The 13,646-nt window shown below is 37.0% G+C and carries 13 protein-coding genes; 3 read left to right on the top strand and 10 right to left on the bottom strand.

Going from position 1 to position 13,646, the window contains the following annotated elements; genetic code table 11:
* Positions 1 to 82: 82 nt before the first annotated feature.
* The 5 genes from KI375_RS03215 to trhO all read right to left on the bottom strand — a co-directional run bounded on the left by KI375_RS03215 (position 83) and on the right by trhO (position 3,088).
* On the bottom strand, positions 83 to 265 hold the full coding sequence (locus tag KI375_RS03215) for a cold-shock protein (RefSeq protein ID WP_207452615.1): 183 nt from the start codon (positions 263 to 265) through the stop codon (positions 83 to 85).
* Positions 266 to 352: 87 nt separating this feature from the next.
* Complete coding sequence (locus KI375_RS03210; RefSeq protein WP_212972421.1) at positions 353 to 1,183, bottom strand: DUF421 domain-containing protein; 831 nt, start codon at positions 1,181 to 1,183, stop codon at positions 353 to 355.
* 59 nt (positions 1,184 to 1,242) lie between these two features.
* Positions 1,243 to 1,449, bottom strand: a complete 207-nt coding sequence (locus KI375_RS03205) for a DUF1657 domain-containing protein (protein ID WP_212972114.1) — start codon at positions 1,447 to 1,449, stop codon at positions 1,243 to 1,245.
* 52 nt (positions 1,450 to 1,501) lie between these two features.
* Positions 1,502 to 1,705 (bottom strand): DUF1657 domain-containing protein, encoded by a 204-nt coding sequence (locus KI375_RS03200; protein WP_207452617.1) that lies wholly within the window; start codon positions 1,703 to 1,705, stop codon positions 1,502 to 1,504.
* Positions 1,706 to 2,116: 411 nt separating this feature from the next.
* Positions 2,117 to 3,088 (bottom strand): oxygen-dependent tRNA uridine(34) hydroxylase TrhO, encoded by a 972-nt coding sequence (trhO, locus tag KI375_RS03195; RefSeq protein WP_212972113.1) that lies wholly within the window; start codon positions 3,086 to 3,088, stop codon positions 2,117 to 2,119.
* A gap of 320 nt (positions 3,089 to 3,408) precedes the next feature.
* On the opposite strand from trhO, the gene KI375_RS03190 reads away from it, so the two are divergent.
* Complete coding sequence (locus KI375_RS03190) at positions 3,409 to 4,296, top strand: YitT family protein (RefSeq protein ID WP_212972112.1); 888 nt, start codon at positions 3,409 to 3,411, stop codon at positions 4,294 to 4,296.
* 149 nt (positions 4,297 to 4,445) lie between these two features.
* Positions 4,446 to 5,180 (top strand): TPM domain-containing protein, encoded by a 735-nt coding sequence (locus KI375_RS03185; RefSeq protein ID WP_212972111.1) that lies wholly within the window; start codon positions 4,446 to 4,448, stop codon positions 5,178 to 5,180.
* Between the two features lie 50 nt (positions 5,181 to 5,230).
* Here KI375_RS03185 and KI375_RS03180 read toward each other — a convergent pair whose 3' ends face one another.
* From KI375_RS03180 to KI375_RS03170, 3 genes are all read right to left on the bottom strand, one after another.
* Positions 5,231 to 7,153 carry a vWA domain-containing protein gene (locus KI375_RS03180; protein ID WP_212972110.1) on the bottom strand — a complete coding sequence of 641 codons (1,923 nt, stop codon included), beginning with the start codon at positions 7,151 to 7,153 and terminating at the stop codon, positions 5,231 to 5,233.
* A 150-nt stretch (positions 7,154 to 7,303) separates the two neighbouring features.
* Positions 7,304 to 8,188: an ATP-binding protein gene (locus tag KI375_RS03175; protein ID WP_212972109.1), complete on the bottom strand. Its 885-nt coding sequence runs from the start codon at positions 8,186 to 8,188 to the stop codon at positions 7,304 to 7,306.
* 110 nt (positions 8,189 to 8,298) lie between these two features.
* Positions 8,299 to 8,784 carry a Rok-like winged helix domain-containing protein gene (locus KI375_RS03170; protein ID WP_212972108.1) on the bottom strand — a complete coding sequence of 162 codons (486 nt, stop codon included), beginning with the start codon at positions 8,782 to 8,784 and terminating at the stop codon, positions 8,299 to 8,301.
* 292 nt (positions 8,785 to 9,076) lie between these two features.
* Between KI375_RS03170 and sda the strand changes: the two genes are divergently transcribed.
* Positions 9,077 to 9,199, top strand: coding sequence for a sporulation histidine kinase inhibitor Sda (gene sda / locus KI375_RS03165; protein WP_057988101.1), 123 nt, complete (start codon positions 9,077 to 9,079; stop codon positions 9,197 to 9,199).
* A 121-nt stretch (positions 9,200 to 9,320) separates the two neighbouring features.
* On the opposite strand, the gene odhB is transcribed toward sda, so the two are convergent.
* Both odhB and KI375_RS03155 read right to left on the bottom strand, forming a co-directional pair.
* Complete coding sequence (gene odhB / locus KI375_RS03160; RefSeq protein WP_212972107.1) at positions 9,321 to 10,562, bottom strand: 2-oxoglutarate dehydrogenase complex dihydrolipoyllysine-residue succinyltransferase; 1,242 nt, start codon at positions 10,560 to 10,562, stop codon at positions 9,321 to 9,323.
* A 39-nt stretch (positions 10,563 to 10,601) separates the two neighbouring features.
* Entirely contained in the window at positions 10,602 to 13,442 is a 2,841-nt protein-coding gene (locus KI375_RS03155) for a 2-oxoglutarate dehydrogenase E1 component (RefSeq protein ID WP_212972106.1), read from the bottom strand.
* Positions 13,443 to 13,646: the final 204 nt, after the last annotated feature.

Here is a 13,646-nt window from a genome sequence, read left to right as displayed (position 1 = left end):
ACACCCTTTCCACGAAGCCATCCCCAGAAATGAAAAAAGGGGATTGTCCATATACTACCAAAAGGACATTCCCCGTTTTACATTAACTTATAACAGGTAAAACTCTTACTTCTTTTTCCATTTCCGATTTACAAATCGGACAAATCGTTTTTTCATCATTAGAAAAGGCATCCCTCATCCAACATGAGCATTCTTCATTCGTACATGACCAAACAACCGTTTCTTTCTCCGGGGTTGGTTCCTTAGGTCCCCTTCTGTAAGCCATGGCAAGATCCCCTTTCACATTTATAATTATATTATACGCCATTAAGAACAATAAACCAAATCACCTTTGACAGCTCAGCACCCGCCATTAGGAATATTTTTGAGTAAGAAGCTGCTCAGATTTTTGTATAATGGATTGCAGTTTTTCCGCATTTTTCTTGTACATATGTTTTACCTCTTGTGAATCAGTTTCAAGGGAAAATGACTCTAAATCAGCTTGGCATTTTTTCAAGGATGTTAATAGAGATTGCCTTGGTTTGGTTTCAGGAATTTGGATCTTATCATCATATATATCCACAGTTAACTGACCATATGTATCTACTTGACCTAAATAAACATTATCAAGGGCTACACCTAATTTTTCTAACTCTGTATCAAGCCAAGACCTGTTTAGTCCTCTTGAAGATAGACCCATATCGATAATTTTTCCTTCCATAATAACAGTCTGAGGCATTTTTTCAGGAGCAACTTCTAATTGAAGATCAGAGGGAGTTATAGGTTGCTTATCTTTTTTTAACATTACATTTAAATCCCCATTTGGCTCCAAAATGGCAAATTCTACATCCGAAACCTGAAAAGCATCCTTTTTTCTTAAGAGCTGCAATAATTCTTCAACCGTATACTGTTCTTTTGTAAGGTTTTCTTCTTGAATTTTCCCATCCTTAACCACCACTGTGGACGTACCTTCAATAAAATTACGCACCCCTTTATTTTTCAGTCCCATATATCCGATGATAAAAGGGATGGCTGTCCAGACTAAAAGGCTGAATACCCCGTTCATAAAATTGGACTGTAGTCCTGTGGAGATCTCTGCAGCTATACTACCAATCGTGATCCCAACAATATACTCAAAAAAAGATAAATGTGATAACTGTTTTTTTCCTAACCATTTTGTTAATAAAAATAATATGAATATCATAGATGAAGAACGAAGGATGATTTCAAGCCAATTAGGAATATTCACTTCAAGTTCCTCCTTTATGAATTTCTGTATTGCTGCTCTTCGGCTTTCATAAATTCAATTCGATGCTGTAAATCAACAATGACTGAATTCATATCTTCCATACATTCATGAAAAATTCTTTTGGCATCTTCATCTTCAGTTATTTCAGCTAAACGACTAAATTCGGCTTGAATGGTTTTTGCGGATGCAAACGTTCCTTTTACATTAGCAAAGACAGTCATTTTCTAATCCTCCTAGAAGGAGGAACAGAGGCTTACTCTGTTCCTTTTTAAATTATTGGTTATATTGCGGCTCTTCCTGCAAAATTTCTTGAACGCGTGGTTCCAGCGAATCAATAATCGTCTGAGTTTGCTGAGCGCATGATTTGTAAAGTTGTTTAGCTTGTTGATTATCGGTATCTAATGCGAAGCCTTCAAAACTAGCCTGAGCTGTTTTTAATCCAGTTAATGTTTGTTGAACCTTTGTAATAACGGTCATATTTTTTACCCCCTCAATCTTTTTTGGAACGTTCATATTATGTGATTTTTTGGGGATTCCATACATTGAAAAAATTGGGATTAGCAAAAAAACAAATGATTTTGACATCTGAAATTATGAAATAAAAAAACAGCATTGCCTCCATCTGGCAATGCTGTTTTTTTATTTCTTAAAAGATAAAAAGCATAAAATTTTCCTTAAGATTGCTCTAAGGCTGGGCAGTTGTTGTCCAGCTCCAGCGCCTAGCCCCTCGAGGCTCGCAGGAGCGAGTCCATCGGCAAAGACATGCGGATGTGGCGACCTTAGCCAATGTTCCACGAAATAACCTGAGCCAATGAAAGGCAAAGAACGCCTTTCTTTGCCTCAGAACATTTGCTTGTCGAAGGTAGCGGGCGCCTTGCGCTTTTCTTGTTAGACACTTGGTTCTAAATCATGTTTTAGCTTATCTATTCTCTTTTTCACTTCATCTTCACTGAGATTATGTTCTTGAATATATAAATTTCTTGAATGGACACGGCATTCATCTGTGCAGCTTCTCATATATTTATGTTCATTCTCCACTGAGCACAAAATTTGTTTATTACATTCAGGATTTGCACAGTTCACATAACGTTCACATGGAGTGCCATCAAAATAGTCACGTCCAACAATAACATGTTCTTTTTGATTTACTGGAACAGAAATTCTCTGATCAAACACATAACATTGACCATCCCAAAGCTCGCCTTGAACTTCTGGATCCTTTCCATATGTGACAATGCCTCCATGCAGTTGGCCTACATCTTCAAAGCCTTCTTTCTTAAGCCATCCAGAGAACTTTTCACAACGGATCCCACCAGTACAATACGTAAGGATTTTTTTCCCTTGCAATTGTTCTTTATTTTCCCGAACCCAATCTGGCAACTCACGGAACGTTTTAATATCGGGACGAATAGCGCCACGAAAATGACCAAGATCATATTCATAGTCATTGCGAGCATCGAGGACAATGGATTCTTCATCTTGCATTGCTTGGAAAAATTCGGCTGGTTCAAGGTATTTTCCAGTTACTTCATGTGGGTTTATATCATCTTCCAACCGAAGTGTGACAAGTTCTGAACGGTGACGAACATGCATCTTTTTAAATGCATGTTCATTAGACTCGTCTATTTTAAAGACCATCGTTTCAAAGCGAGGATCTTTTTTCATCTCATTCATATACGTTTCTGTTTGTTCCCATGTACCAGAAACAGTTCCATTCATCCCTTCACTAGCTACTAAAATTCGCCCCTTTAATCCAATACTCTTACAAAACTTTAAATGTCTTTTGGCAAATACATCTGGTTCTTCAATTTCAACATACTGATAGTACAACAATACTCGATAATTAGGTTTTTTTTCCACAAAAAATACCACCTATCCTGTTATATTTGCAAGATATAAACGTGTTTAGGAGGATTCAATTTCGGTTTCCCGAATAGATACACTTTACTCTTACCTTTTTATTTTACCGATTCTCAATGAGAAAATCAATGTCAACCTGCTGCTTGGGCCATTATCTAACTGATTAATAATGTGAAAGTATTTTCAAGACTCCTAATTAAGTTTATAATAAATTATGTTATGAGTAGCAATACCTACGGGAAAGCTTCAAATTCACTACTGAGCTAATAGCCAGATACAGTAGCAAATCTTACAAGATTGATTCCAGAAAGGATGATGGGATGCTACAAAGCCAGATTGAAATCAAACAACATCATAAAAAGTTAAAAAGAAGAATTATATTTTGGCGTATTTTATTGGTCACGCTCGGCGCTGTCTTGATGGCAACTGCTTTAGAATTGTTTCTAGTTCCAAATAATATATTAGATGGTGGAATTACTGGAATATCCATTATTCTTTCGTATCTAACTGGCTGGAGAGTAGGATTTATACTCTTCTTATTAAATCTTCCCTTTATTTACCTCGGTTATAAACAAATTGGAAAAACTTTTGCCTTAACGACCTTATATGGCATCTTTGTTTTATCTCTCACATCCGTGCTCTTACATAATGTATACGTCGTGACAAACGATCTTTTATTAGATACTGTTTTTGGTGGAATTGTTTTAGGGATGGGAGTCGGGATCGTTATTCGTTTTGGCGGCTGCCTTGATGGGACAGAAGTCTTATCGATCCTTCTTAATAATAAGATTCCATTTTCAGTTGGAGAAATTATTATGTTTTTTAATTTCTTCATTTTTACTTCTGCTGGTTTCATTTTTGGCTGGGAACGTGCGATGTATTCTATTATTACATACTTTATTGCTTTTAAAGTCATTGATGTCGTTGTAGAAGGATTAAATGAATCCAAGGCGGTGTGGATTATCAGTGATCAAGCAAAAGAGATAGGAGAAACGATTTTAGCAAGACTTGGAAGAGGTGTAACCTATTTAAACGGTGAGGGAGCCTATACAGGAGACGATAAAAAAGTGATCTTTTGTGTCATTACAAGACTTGAAGAATCGAAATTAAAATCAGTTATAGAAGATCATGATGAATCAGCCTTCCTCGCTATTGGGAATATTTCGGAAGTGCGCGGAGGACATTTTCGTAAAAGACGTATCCACTAATGAAGTAGTGGAAGCATGTACATTAAGGAATCCGCTATCTTTTTAAAGATTAATTTTCTCCTGATCGCTATAGTGTTATTGATTGAAAGATGATAACATAATCATTTGAACATTAAAACAGAGATTTAATGATGAAAGGACTTATAATCATGGAGAAATGGATCTACGGCATCCTTCTAATTCCTTTGCTCTTTTTATTCTCCCCATCTACATTGGCAGAAGATATACCTAAGCTAAGCGGCGATATTTATATTCAGGATTCTGCTGACTTATTACCAAAAAAAGCAAAGAAAGAGATAACGGAGCTTGGAACATATCTTGATAAACAGATTGGCGCACAGTTAAGTGTTCTAACTATCCCTTCCCTCCAAAACACATCCGTAAACGATTATGCTAAAGATGTGTTTCATGAATACAAGCTTGGGGGTGAGGATAAACAGAATGGTGTTTTGTTACTATTCGCAGTTCAAGATCGAAAAATCTACATAGAGGTTGGAAAAGGTTTGGAAGAAACCTTTCCTCCCGGAAAAATCGGGGGAATTTTAGAGGCCTATAGCCTGCCCTTTTTGGAAAAGAATAATTTTCAAGTAGCTATAACAAATACATATAATCAGTTATTTAATGAAATCGCGATTAAATATGAACTTGACAAGAGAGCTTCCGCAAAAGGATATGAATATGGACAAGGTGGACCATCCCTTCTCACTATTTCTATTTTTATACTTGTTTTCTTGGGAATTATTTTCTTAGACTTTAAATTTTTAGGTGGTGCCTTGTGCTTTGCTGTTCTTCGCATTTTAACCTCTCCCCTCAGGCGACGCAAAATAAAGAAGAAACGAGGTAGGCATCCTGCAAAAAGAGTAAAGGTAAGAGAACGAAGATAAAGCTATCCTGCTGATTTGATCAGCTGGATAGCTTTATCTTGCATTTCACTTCATTTGTTTAATGACTTAAGTAATAACTTCTTAAGTAGCGGAAAGAGCAGTTCTGGCAAAGTTTCAATGGAAGGTGATACTAAACTGTATGCCCCATAAATATTTTGGAAGACCTTTCGTTGTTCATCCGCTACTTCATTGACAGATAAATAAATATTAATTACTTCAATTCCTTTTTTTCGAGCATCTATTACAGCCATATGCGTGTCAATAATCCCATTTTGGTCATATCCAAAAGCTGCCGGTTCCCCATCAGAAAACATAATCAAGAACTTTTGCTTTTCTCCCCTACTTAATAATCTTTCGGTCATTATTCTAATCGCAAAACCATCCCTGTTGTCTTCTTCGGCTTTCAATTGCATAATTTCGGGGCCTGCTTCCTTTTTCAGTGAATTTGAAAAAGTAATAGGTTGAGAAAAATAATTAGGCTGCCTTTCTTTTGTCGCATCGTTCGCATCTTCCCAAAAACCTGTTATTTCGTGTGGTACACGGACAGATTTTAATGCTTCATGAAATAAGGTAATCCCCTTCCTCGTCTCCTCCATTTTATCTTGCATGGAGGCAGAGCAATCAATTAACAAACTAAAAACGGCATCTATTGCAGTTGATTTTTCTGTCTTTTTATAAAATAATCTTTTTTCATCATCTGTGAAAAAGTGTATTAATTTATTGTCCAGACGACCTATTTGTAAACGAGTACGCGGCAGCTGCTTTTTATGTTCAAGCGTCATATCAATTGTTCGTTTTAATTTCTTTTGGTACAAAGTCATCGACTTTTTATAAAGTAGATATTGATGAATCTCTTCATTTTTTGGAACCGTTGGTGAAAGAAAAATTGCCTCTGCATGGCGATTTTCTACTCCATATGGAACATGAACAGAATCAGCCTTATCATTTTTCCTTCCTAGATCTTCCATATCGGAATAATCCTTGTATTGACTCTTCCCTGCTTTTCCTTTTACGATCGCAAGTGCTTGATCACCAGCTTCTCCCTCCCTCGCTTCATTTGCAAGGATGTCTGTTTGTGTACCTTGATCAAGATCAAATTGTAAAAAGTTTTCTCCCGGTTCACTGGTTTCACGATGCCAGGTTTTCATCTCTTCCTTAAAAAACTCCTCATCACCTGTTGCTTTCTCTTCCGATTGATCATTATTAATGAGCTTATCTTTTCTTAATAAATCTCGATAATCTGCATGCTGTTCCTGTTCCTCTTCATCATCATGATGAAGATGGAAATAATCATTTAATAAATCTCGTTGTACAACATCTTCTACTAATGTCACAATTTGCATACAGTTTTTCGCTACATCATCTGTTGAGCCTGAATCAAACAGGCGTTCTAATTTTTCTCGATATAACACTATAACTGGGTCGATATTAGCATGGATTCCTGGGATTTCAAAAAGCGGCGTTTCCGTATTCCAAACGAGATAAGCAAGATTAAAAAGCACATCCGTAAACAAACTTCTCTCCATATTAACCTTCCACTGATTCTGAAAAAAACCTAAATAAAGCTTTCTTCGCTGACTAAATTCCCTTCTCATCCCTGGCCTTTTTCTTTTACAAATTTCTTCTATTCTTAAATCCTCAGCGAGCGAAAATAATTGTCTCGCAAAACGAGGAATATTAGTGTACGTAGACCACTCCACAAATTTACGAACTACTTTTTGATCAGTAAAATGGTAATTCCCCAATGCCCGTAAATAAACGTCACTCTTCATCCCTAGAACCATATCCTTCTCAGAACGATGATTCCAGAAATGACTTGCATATATTTTTTTGTCCGCAATGTCTATATACGAATGAACACGGAGGTCAACTTCATATTCCTCATCTTTTACAAGGGTTTTGGCAAGATCAGATAATTCCATCATAAGTAGAGAATCAATTTTCTCATCATTAAAATCGATGAAACGATACATTCCTTTCACTCCTTATACTAAGAAAAGCGCGGCCTCTTTGCCCCTCATTGGTTCAGGTTATTATGCCGAACATCGGCTAAATCTGCAACGAACTAGGTCATCCCCCGCCAATGAACTCAGTCCTCAAGCAATTCCAAGAGCATTTTATATTTACTTTCCTTCGAACAATGTAGATGCAATATTCATGATCGCCGCTTTTTCTCTTTCTTCTTCAAGCTTATCAGCGATTCCACGTTGAATTGCTCTTAATGGAGGTAAATAAACTGATAAATCACAGGTATCGATCAAAGCGCGAATGGAAGCTGCCTCTTCTGGTACTTGTCCATTACGTACTTGTGTGATTAAATCCTCAGATAATATAACAAACTTATCTAATAACGTTGCATCCTCCAAGATACTTTCTGTCTTAAGCACCGTTTTTAATATATCTCCCTGAATATAAGGAATATCTAGAACAACAAATCTATTTTTTAACGCTTCATTTAAAGGAACCGTCCCGATATAGCCTTCATTAATAGCTGCTATCACACCAAAACCTTTTTCGGCATGAATCGTCTCACCAGTAAACGGATTAAAGACAGATCGACGGTAATCTAGAATGCTGTTTAAAATCGGCAATGTTTCTGGCTTCGCCATATTGATTTCATCCACATATAATAAATGTCCATTTTTCATTGCTTTAACGACTGGACCAGGAACAAAATCAATCGTCTGTTTACCATCCTTCTGATTAATCGTTTTAAACCCCAATAAAGCTTCAGCGTCTAAATCAACAGAACAATTAATGCTATGCATGGGTTGTTTGAAAATCTGTGACATATTTTCCGCTAGCTTCGTTTTCCCAGAACCGGTCGGTCCTTTAAGCAGAATATTCTTTCCTAATGCCACTGAAATGACGGCATCTGATAATAATTCGTTATCCTTCGATAAAAATTGGGCTGTTATATAGGGAGCTTCCTTTGTTTGCTGTGAAAACTGCTCATGTCGCTCCTTAATGACTTGCTCTATTGTCTGTGGCAAAGATAATGTATTCATAAATGATATCCTCTCTACAATATTAAAAACTCACATCTATATATTTTAACAAAAATAAAGAAGACTTGCTCTTAAGCAAGTCTCAACTAAATATAAATATTCATCATTCATTAATTTTGCTGTTCCTGTTGTTCCCAATCGTATACATAAAGGCCTCTTCCTACCTTGATAATATGATGATCTGTTTCACGAATTGTATTCATAAACGTGGTCATATTTGCGATATTTGAATCCGAAGCCGTTTCAATCTTCTCTTTTAATTCTTTCCCTCGTACAGGCGCATTTGCTTCTTTTAATACCTCAATGGCAATTTCTCTTAATTTAGTCGTTTTACTTCTTCTTGAGGGGCGTCCTTTTCTTTTTCTAGGTATAGGGACTGGAGTAGTTGTAACATCATCCGCTTGAGTAAATATTGGATTGTTCTTTTTAAGCTGTCTTTCGTCGCTTAGATGTTCAGCTGGATCCTGTTCATCTAATTCTCTTAATCGATTAAAAATAAAACTTCTTTCCTCATGTAAATCTTCTAATATTCTTTTCTCTACATCGTTCATTTGTTCTAATCTAATTTTTAATGCATTTCTTTCATCAAACAACATTTATTCCCTCCCCAATCCCTATCTTATTCATCATTTTTTTCATTATATCTTAGATTATGAGCAAAAGCGCTAAGAAAAGCAAGATGATTTAGAAAATTATATATCATGAAAAAAGTTGCTTTTTAAAAAATACACTCCATCACATCATAGTCACTGTCTGATGGCGTTTCACTTAATGAAGCGCTTTATTTTCAAAAAAATTTAGGCTAAACGCTTTCCTTTTCTCCCTAAAAAAGGTAAAATGTATTCTAACAATTGAATAATCCAATTTCACGAGGAGGTTTTACTAGCAATGAAAATTATGAGTAACGAACTGCTGGTCGCTGCCTATCGAGATGCAAAGAAAAACAAACATGAAAGTGAATGGATTAGATTACTCAAGTCAGAAATTAGAAAACGAGGGTTAAAGGCTTAACGTAAATATAAAACTATATATCTATAAAATTAGCGTGCCATTTTCCGGCACGCCTTTTAATTCTATATTGTAAAAAACAAAAGAGCCGGCATTTTTGTCGGCTCTTTCTTAACACACTTACTTATCCTTCTAGAAGAAGGTCTTCAGGATTTTCTAACAGTTTTTTGATAGTTACAAGGAAGCCTACCGCTTCTTTTCCATCAATGACTCTGTGATCATAGGAAAGAGCGACATACATCATTGGTCGATTTTCCATTCGTTCTGCATCAATTGCAACAGGTCGTGTTTGAATGGTATGCATGCCTAAAATCCCTACTTGTGTACCATTTAAAATAGGAGTTGATAATAAAGAACCAAAGACACCACCATTTGTAATCGTAAATGTTCCACCAGATAGATCATTTAAGGTTAATTTATTATCTCTTGCCTTATTCGCAGCTGTTAAAATATCTGATTCGATTTCAGCAAAATTTTTGCGATCACAATCACGGATGACCGGAACCACCAGTCCTTCATCAGTCGAAACAGCAACACCAATGTCATAGAAATTTTTCATAATTAACTCATTACCGTCAAGTTCAGAGTTAACAGCTGGGTACTTTTTAAGGGCCGCTACAACAGCTTTTGTGAAAAATGACATAAAACCTAAGCGAACATCATGTTCTTTTACAAAATTATCTTTTTTACGTTTGCGTAAATTCATCACAGCTGTCATATCAATTTCATTGAAGGTAGTCAACATGGCTGTGTTTTGTTTCACTTCTAGCAAACGTTTGGCAATTGTTTGCCGACGTCTAGATAAACGAACCCTTTCAACCGGCTTTCCATCTTCTGGAGCTGTAGAAGCTGCTGGCTTTGGTGCAGCTGCTGGAGCTTCTTCCTGCTTTGGCTGATTGGAATAGGACGAAACATCTTGTTTTCGAACACGTCCCATTGGATCAACAGTCGGTACTTGTGTAAGGTCAATGCCTTTTTCTCTCGCCAATTTTCGGGCCGCCGGAGAAGCAATAGTTCGTTCCTTCTTCTCTTCAGTCTCTTTTTCTGGTGTTGCTTCCGGTGTTTGTTCTTCAGTAACTTTTTCTTCTGGTTTTTCATTTGCTGAAGTATCTTTGTTATCAGCTTTGCTTTCTCCAGCTCCAACAATTGCGATAACTTCACCAACTTGAACAGTATCTCCTTCAGCTGCCTTTAATTCTTGCAAAGTTCCTTCTTCTTCAGAGATCACTTCAAGATTTACTTTATCCGTTTCAAGCTCGACAATATATTCTCCCTTATCTACATGATCGCCTGGTTGTTTCAACCACTGAGCGATTGTACCTTCCGTAATTGAATCTGCTAATTCAGGTACTTTAATTTCAGCCACTTTGAAATCCTCCTTATGATTACCATACATTTGTGTGATTTAGTTTTTGGTTAATGCTTCTCTAATGATGCGTTTTTGTTCTTTTTTATGAACAGTCGGATCTCCTTCAGATGGGCTAGACCGTCTCCTACGACCAGTATATTTAACCTCGACATCGGTTGGAGCTAGCTTGCGCAAATATGGATCAACATGTGACCATCCGCCCATATTTTTCGGTTCTTCCTGTACCCAAACAAGTTCTTTAGTATTAGGATATTGAGCGACTATTTCTTTAATCTTTTCAGATGGGAATGGATATAATTCTTCTACCCTTAAAATATGAAGCCAATCTAAATCCTGCTCATTTTCCAATTGCTCGGCCAAATCAATACTTATTTTCCCACTACAAAGAACAATTCTTTCTACGGCTTTTTTCTGTTGACCAAGTCCAGCTTGTTCCATAACGGTTCGGAACCGTCCTTTCACAAGGTCCTGTACCTCTGCCGATGCCAGTGGATGACGCAATAAGTATTTCGGTGTCATAATCACAAGTGGTTTTACATTTTCTTTACCAAGCGAGCTTGCTTGTCTTCTAAGTAGATGGTAATATTGCGCTGCACTTGAAAGATTGGCAACTGTCCAATTATTTTCCGCCGCACTTTGTAAAAATCTTTCCACTCTTCCACTTGAATGCTCTGGACCATTACCTTCATACCCATGAGGAAGAAGTAATACCAAGCCAGATTTTTGACCCCACTTCGCTCTTCCTGAAGCAATAAATTGGTCAAAATACACCTGTGCCATATTGGCAAAATCACCAAATTGTGCTTCCCACAGGACAAGCGTCTCTGGTGCGAAGACATTATAACCATATTCAAAACCAACTACTCCAGCCTCTGTTAACGGACTGTTGTATACAGCAAAAGAAGCTTGTGCATCAGGAATATGATGCATTGGGATTAACTCTTGGCCATTTTCCTCATCGTGAAGAACAAGATGTCGTTGAGCAAATGTTCCTCTTTGTGTATCCTGACCAGTAAAGCGAATTGGCGTGCCATCTCTTAAAATCGTTGCAAACGCAAGTGATTCTGCATGCGCCCAATCAATTTTCCCTTTACCAGAGAAAATGGTTTCTCTTCTTTTTAAGATCCTGCTTAATTTTTGGAAAACTTTAAAATCCTTTGGCCAGTCTAATAATGCCTCATTAATCAATTTCAAATCTGCTTCTGAGATTGGAGTTTGTTCATTTTGCAAAGCTTCCATGACTTTCTCAGGTGGATTCATTGAAATATCGGGGTCATCCGTACTTTTTGCCGCCCCATCAAACTCATTTTGAAGTTTTTGAATAATCTTTTCGTCTATCTTTGTAACTTCTTCTTTCGAGAGAAGTCCTTTCTCTATTAAACGATCAGCATAAATTTCTTTTACTGTTGGATGTTTATGTACAATATTGTACATAATAGGATTTGTTACCATTGGTTCATCTGTTTCGTTATGGCCATAACGACGATAACCAACTAAATCGATTAGGAAGTCTTTATGATACTTTTCGCGATATTTATAAGCCAAGATCCCTGCCGCTAATACAGCTTCTGGATCATCTGCATTCACATGAACAATTGGAATTTCAAAACCCTTTGCAATATCGGACGCATATTTAGTGGATCGTGAATCCAAACTGTCCGTTGTAAATCCGATCATGTTATTGGCAATAATATGAATGGTTCCACCAGTGTCATAGCCCCTCAAATGACCCATATTTAATGTTTCTTGGCCAATGCCTTCTCCAGCAAACGCGGCATCCCCATGTACCGAAATTGCTAAGCTACTTGACATATCTTGTTTTGGGATCCCAGCTTGACTCCTATCTTCTTGAGCTGCACGTGTGTAACCGTCCACAACTGGACCCACAACTTCTAAGTGGCTAGGATTGTTAGCAAGGGTAATCCGTGTTTGAGTTGCACTCCCTCGTTTGACTCTTCTATCAGCACCAAGATGATATTTTACGTCTCCTGTCCAACCATACGTAATACCGATGGATCCTTCAGATGGGATCACGTCTTTATTCGGCGCATGTTGGAATTCGGAGAAAATTAATTTATAAGGTTTTTCCAAGATATGGGCCAGAACATTTAAACGTCCACGATGCGCCATACCAATATTGACTGCTTTCGTTCCTGTTTCCACTGTAGAGTTAATAATTTTGTCAATTAATGGAACAAGTGTGTCGAGTCCTTCAATAGAAAATCTTTTTTGACCAACGAATGTCCGATGGAGAAACCGTTCAAATCCTTCTACTTCTGCAAGACGGTGTAATACTTGGATTCGTTCTTCCTTCGTAAGAGAAGGATAAAAACGCTCAGATTCAATTTGCTTTTGAAGCCAATTTCTCTCTTCCGATTCATGAACATGACTGAATTCAAAAGCAATTTTCTTTGTATATACTTTTTTTAAATGGTCAATAGCCTCAAGTCCATCCTTTAAATCTGACGGTGCATTTGGAGAAATAAAAGATGGTGGAATTTTTTTAAGATCATTTTCCGTTAAATCAAATTGAGATGGCTCAATGTATCTCTCATCAATATCCCGATTTAAGGGCCGAATGTCCGCAGCTAAATGCCCATATGTACGAATATTATCAGCAAGCTTAATAGCACCCGCAATTTTACTATACATGTCAGGGCTTTCCGGAATTTGAAAAGAAATATCCACCTGACCTTTTGTTGTTCCGCTTGCTTCTTCAGCCTGCGGTGCACCCCATTGATCAAATAATGCCTTTAACTCTGGATCAATACTACTGGGATCATTGACATACTCATCGTAAATTTCCATTACATAACCAAGATTCGGACCTGAAAAATTCTGCCAGGGCGACGCTTGGTATGAAGAGTTTTTACTCATTTGTGATACGCCTCCACGATTGCAACCAATTTATTTTGAAGAAATATAAAAAATATAAAACCCTATCATTATTCTAGCATTGAACCTACATAAATTAAAGGAAATTTGTCTGATTTATGAAGGTTTTAAAATAGATTGTTGAATAGAGTTTTAATAGAAAATTCAACCATATCAATCTTACTATTATTCCATAAAAATGCAACG

Origin of the sequence: Bacillus sp. J14TS2, from assembly GCF_018333015.1 — a bacterium.
Lineage (GTDB): Bacteria > Bacillota > Bacilli > Bacillales > Bacillaceae_C > Lederbergia.
This window is presented reverse-complemented; position numbering and strand designations above follow the sequence as displayed.

Bases quoted from the DNA above. Each gene is read 5' to 3' on its own strand.
- KI375_RS03215 (WP_207452615.1), bottom strand. From the start codon at position 265: ATGGCTTACAGAAGGGGACCTAAGGAACCAACCCCGGAGAAAGAAACG.
- KI375_RS03210 (WP_212972421.1), bottom strand. From the start codon at position 1,183: ATGATATTCATATTATTTTTATTAACAAAATGGTTAGGAAAAAAACAG.
- KI375_RS03205 (WP_212972114.1), bottom strand. From the start codon at position 1,449: ATGACTGTCTTTGCTAATGTAAAAGGAACGTTTGCATCCGCAAAAACC.
- KI375_RS03200 (WP_207452617.1), bottom strand. From the start codon at position 1,705: ATGACCGTTATTACAAAGGTTCAACAAACATTAACTGGATTAAAAACA.
- KI375_RS03190 (WP_212972112.1), top strand. From the start codon at position 3,409: ATGCTACAAAGCCAGATTGAAATCAAACAACATCATAAAAAGTTAAAA.
- KI375_RS03185 (WP_212972111.1), top strand. From the start codon at position 4,446: ATGGAGAAATGGATCTACGGCATCCTTCTAATTCCTTTGCTCTTTTTA.
- KI375_RS03180 (WP_212972110.1), bottom strand. From the start codon at position 7,153: ATGTATCGTTTCATCGATTTTAATGATGAGAAAATTGATTCTCTACTT.
- KI375_RS03175 (WP_212972109.1), bottom strand. From the start codon at position 8,188: ATGAATACATTATCTTTGCCACAGACAATAGAGCAAGTCATTAAGGAG.
- KI375_RS03170 (WP_212972108.1), bottom strand. From the start codon at position 8,784: ATGTTGTTTGATGAAAGAAATGCATTAAAAATTAGATTAGAACAAATG.
- sda (WP_057988101.1), top strand. From the start codon at position 9,077: ATGAAAATTATGAGTAACGAACTGCTGGTCGCTGCCTATCGAGATGCA.
- KI375_RS03155 (WP_212972106.1), bottom strand. From the start codon at position 13,442: ATGAGTAAAAACTCTTCATACCAAGCGTCGCCCTGGCAGAATTTTTCA.